The 2,702-nt window shown below is 41.2% G+C and carries 4 protein-coding genes; 2 read left to right on the top strand and 2 right to left on the bottom strand.

The genetic code is table 11. The features are described 5' to 3' along the window. Nucleotides 1–308 precede the first annotated feature (308 nt). A complete protein-coding gene (locus FXV75_RS16300; RefSeq protein ID WP_148835510.1) occupies nt 309–1,064 on the top strand; it encodes a SapC family protein in 756 nt (251 codons plus the stop codon). A gap of 449 nt (nt 1,065–1,513) precedes the next feature. Next, on the top strand, nt 1,514–1,708 hold the full coding sequence (locus FXV75_RS16625; RefSeq protein ID WP_262368622.1) for an MBL fold metallo-hydrolase: 195 nt from the start codon (nt 1,514–1,516) through the stop codon (nt 1,706–1,708). Between the two features lie 182 nt (nt 1,709–1,890). Here FXV75_RS16625 and FXV75_RS16675 read toward each other — a convergent pair whose 3' ends face one another. Together FXV75_RS16675 and FXV75_RS16290 are read right to left on the bottom strand one after the other, a co-directional pair. Continuing rightward, nucleotides 1,891–2,040, bottom strand: a complete 150-nt coding sequence (locus FXV75_RS16675; protein ID WP_316247128.1) for a hypothetical protein — start codon at nt 2,038–2,040, stop codon at nt 1,891–1,893. Between the two features lie 213 nt (nt 2,041–2,253). Continuing rightward, nucleotides 2,254–2,702 (bottom strand): GNVR domain-containing protein (locus tag FXV75_RS16290; protein WP_316247127.1); only part of this gene is annotated, 449 nt, incomplete at its 5' end.

The following is a 2,702-nucleotide window of genomic DNA, read 5'->3' as shown; positions in this document are numbered from 1 at the left end:
TTGGCAAGCAATATGGCTAGATCGACTGCTCATGCAAAGGTCTCTTCTTGTAACAATTTTCATTAAAATCAAAGCATTAAGATCATGATATTAAATGAAAAAATCTGATAAAATCTGATAAAAAGTAACATTTACTGATTAATGATGATAACCACTAACGACTACTGATAATCAATGATAGTCGCTATCGTATTTCGTATAAACATGGCTTAATATTAAATTAGTTTGAGTGTAAAACACATTAAACAATTAAAATGTATTAACTATTTGTCACAACAGAAATTTTAAAAAAGCACTAAGGAATTCTTATGTTTAGTAAATTAACACCAATCAACAAAGAGCAACACGCAAATCTAAAAGTAAAACCGATTGAAAGTTTCGAGTTTGCCAGCAAGTTCCACATTGCATCCATCATGGTTCATGAATTTGTGCGCGCAGCTTCTGTGTACCCTATTGTTTTCTTAGAAGATAAAGCTCAAGACGAATTCCGCCCAGTGACTTTGCTTAGCCTAGACGCAGGTGAAAACTTGTTTGTTGGTGAAGACGGCAAATGGCAAGCATCCTATGTACCGGCCATTATTCGTCGCTACCCTTTTGCTCTAGCAAAAAATCCTGATCAGGATACTTTCACTGTATGTGTGGATGAAGACAGCGATTACGTTAGCACAGAAGATGGCCAACCTTTGTTCAATGAAAAAGGGGAACCAACTGAAGTAATCGAAAATGTAAAACGCTACCTTGGCGAACTTCAGCAAATGGAAGCCTTCACAAAAGCATTTTGCCATTTCCTAGCGGAAAACAACCTATTTACGCCTCTAAACATGCGCGTGCGTGCGGCAGATCAAATTAAAAACGTAACCGGTTGTTATGTGATTAACGAGGAACGCCTAAACAATCTTTCTGACAAGAAATTCCTTGAAATCAAAGAGAAACGTTATTTGGCGCCATTGTATTCACACCTAACCTCTCTTTCACAAATTGAGCGCCTCGCTCTTCTTAAGCAAGGCGTAAGCGGCATTGAAAGCCCCGCCATTGCAGACGACGCAGAAACCAATTTGCAATAGGCTTCTCAAAGTAGCACTGTAATTTAAAATAAGGTGAGGCAACCGTACCTCATCTTATTGACAATTAATCAGACCCGTTTTTATAGATAGATTAGTTATTTAGAACAGCAAAAAAGCGCTTTTTTTATAAGGCGTTTTTTTTATGTTTTTTTGTGGGTATTCAATAGTTAAATAAATCACAAACCCATAAAGTAAACCCACCTTTGGCATAGTGTGTAATTGCTGACTACCTAGACGCGGAGATCACCAGCATGAGCAGCTGATTGAAAATCTGTTTAGCCACCGAAGGCATAGCTTTTCAATATAACAAAGAAAACCTACTCAACCCGCTTTTATCGTTAAATAAAAAAATACCGTGGGTTTATAGAGGTTCTATTGTGGTGATTTTGGCGTAGGCCGATGCCCAACGCCGGATAACACACCCTGCCTAGACTCATCCGGTCTACGGGTTGGATTGGGGTGCTAATGCCAGCCAGTTGGTGATTGAGTTTGATTTATCTGCTGTGCAGGCGTTGTTTATCACTCATGTCCACATCGACCATGTGGGGCATCTACTTTACCTACTGGCAACGGGATTCACAAGGCCAATTTATTGTTCTGAACCCAGTGCCGCGCTTTTACCCTTGGCCATTGAAGACGCATAAAAGTCGGGCTGACGCGCAACGCCAGTATCATCGAAACCTGTTTAGAGCGATTGGCGTCCCAGTGAATCCCCATTAAATACGGCCAATGGGCAGAGATTCCTCTAACGAACACAACAAATAAAATCGACAACAAAACAGGTAAAACGCAGGTACAACTCAAGCTGTATCAAGCCGGTCACATATCAGGATCGACTTATGGTATTTTCAGAGTCAAGACTCCCACCATTTGCCAAACCAAACGCTTGACTGTACTGACCTAGGTTTTGCTGTTCCCGCATTAGGTTGATCAGCGGTTTAAAGACCTCATCCAGTCGGATGATCCAATTGGCCATATTAATGCGGCCAACCTCATGATCAAGACGCGCTGCCCAAGCTTGATTTAATGCGGCTTTATTTTAATGACTTCATGAGTACTGATAATGGAACACAATGTGATTGCAGTTAAATGTGAAAACTAGAGGCTGATATCTTGAAAGCTCGTCGGCTTTAGCCTTGAGCAGTTCAGGTGTGTTGGTTTTATTAGTCGCGCATTTATGTCGAGAAGGTTAGGTTGTGGTTGGTTCATCTTTCTTCGTGAAGGCGAAGCGTATTAGAACGATGGCAACGCCAAGCATGCCGCCGAGTAAGACGGCGAGGACACAGATTAGGGCACGTTTGGGGCCGGCTTTTTCTTCTGGTACAACGGCTGGGTCGATGATTTTAAAGGCAAACTCTTCTTGCACTTGGGCAAGCATGAGAGTTTTCGTTTGCTCTTCGATAAGTTGATAGAAAACAGATTGCATGTCTGAAATGCTGGTTTTTTCAATTTGTCCTTCTAAATATCCGATGTTACGTCGGGTATCGTCTAGTGATTCTTGCTTCATGTATGCGTTTAAGTCGATGACCAACCAATCGACCCATTGTTTTGCAATGGTAGGGGAGAGATGAGTAATTGCCAAGGTCACTAACCCACTGTTTTTGTCCTCTGAAATAGTCACCATACTTTTAAATACTT

The sequence above is a fragment of the Marinomonas sp. IMCC 4694 genome (assembly GCF_008122525.1).
Lineage (GTDB): Bacteria > Pseudomonadota > Gammaproteobacteria > Pseudomonadales > Marinomonadaceae > Marinomonas.
Note: the sequence above shows the minus strand (reverse complement) of the source record. Positions and strands in the feature narration are given on the sequence as shown.

Bases quoted from the DNA above. Each gene is read 5' to 3' on its own strand.
- FXV75_RS16300 (WP_148835510.1), top strand. From the start codon at position 309: ATGTTTAGTAAATTAACACCAATCAACAAAGAGCAACACGCAAATCTA.
- FXV75_RS16675 (WP_316247128.1), bottom strand. From the start codon at position 2,040: ATGGCCAATTGGATCATCCGACTGGATGAGGTCTTTAAACCGCTGATC.